2 protein-coding genes are annotated in these 1,055 nt (G+C 66.0%); both read right to left on the bottom strand.

Features of this window, described 5'->3' with window-relative positions:
* A partial coding sequence (locus I71_RS18485) for a S49 family peptidase (protein WP_042696306.1) occupies nucleotides 1-557 on the bottom strand: 557 nt, incomplete at its 3' end.
* 57 nt (nucleotides 558-614) lie between these two features.
* On the bottom strand, nucleotides 615-1,055 hold a 441-nt coding region (locus I71_RS18480; RefSeq protein ID WP_042696305.1), incomplete at its 5' end, for a peroxidase-related enzyme.

Below are 1,055 nucleotides of genomic sequence, written 5' to 3'. Positions count from 1 at the left end.
AAGCTCTTGTATTCCTCGCGCTGGCGAAAGCTCGGCTGCACGCCCAACTGTTTGAAGGCGTCACGGGCGAAGGGCAGCTCCGCCGACAGGCCGGTGATGCCCAGCGTGCCCAGCGGCTGCAACCACACCTCGTCGAAGGCGCTCGCCAGCAGGTAGGAGCGGTTGCCGGCCCCGGCTCCGCCATATTCCTCGGCAAAGGCGATGGCGAAGCGCCCGGAAGCGCGGAACCGCTCGATGGCGGTGCGCAGCTCCTGGGTCTGGGCGAAGCCGATGCTGTCGTCGCCGAAGCGGGCCAGCACGCCCTTGACCTTCGGGTCGCGCCGTCCGCCGTCCAGCGCATCCAGCACCTCACGCAGCGTGGCCTGATGTTCGAACAGACTGCCGAACTTGCCGTCGTCGCTCTCGGCAAGCGGCTTGGTCAGGTCGAGTTCCAGCACCACGGCATCGGGCAGGGTGGGTTCATGACGGAGCGCCACCACCACCACCGTCACCGCACCGACCACCAGCAACAGGCCGATGAGTGCGAAGAGACGGACGAAGAAACGGACGATCGCCATGATTCCTACCCTGTGTGGCCTCGACGCTGCCGGTGAACGGCGCTAACTGTCCTGCCCTTAACGGTCCAGGCTGTGGTACTCGCGGTTCGGCATCATGTCCACCGCGGTCGCCAGACGGTTCGACATGTTGTAGAAGCCGACCGTATCGGCAATGTCGAAGATTTCCTCCACGCTGAAGCCGGCGGCGCGCAACGCCTCCCGGTCGGGCTCGCCCACCGTCATCGGCTCCTTGGTCAGCTTCCAGGCGAAGTCGAGCAGAGCGCGCTGGCGCGGCTCCAGCGGCGCGACGCGGTAATTGGCAACCAGCATCTCGCCGAGCTGCGGGTCGCCGGACAGCTTGCGCACCGCCTGGCCGTGGGCGACCAGACAGTAATAGCAATGGTTGGCGGAGGAGACGACGACGGCGATCATCTCGCGCTCAAGCTTGCTCAGGCCGCTCTCGCCCAGCATCAGCTCATTGTAGAGCATGGCGAAGTTGCGCAGCTCTTCGGCCGCAGG

This window comes from Azospirillum sp. B506 (assembly GCF_000333595.1).
In the GTDB taxonomy this organism is placed as follows: domain Bacteria; phylum Pseudomonadota; class Alphaproteobacteria; order Azospirillales; family Azospirillaceae; genus Azospirillum.
This window is presented reverse-complemented; position numbering and strand designations above follow the sequence as displayed.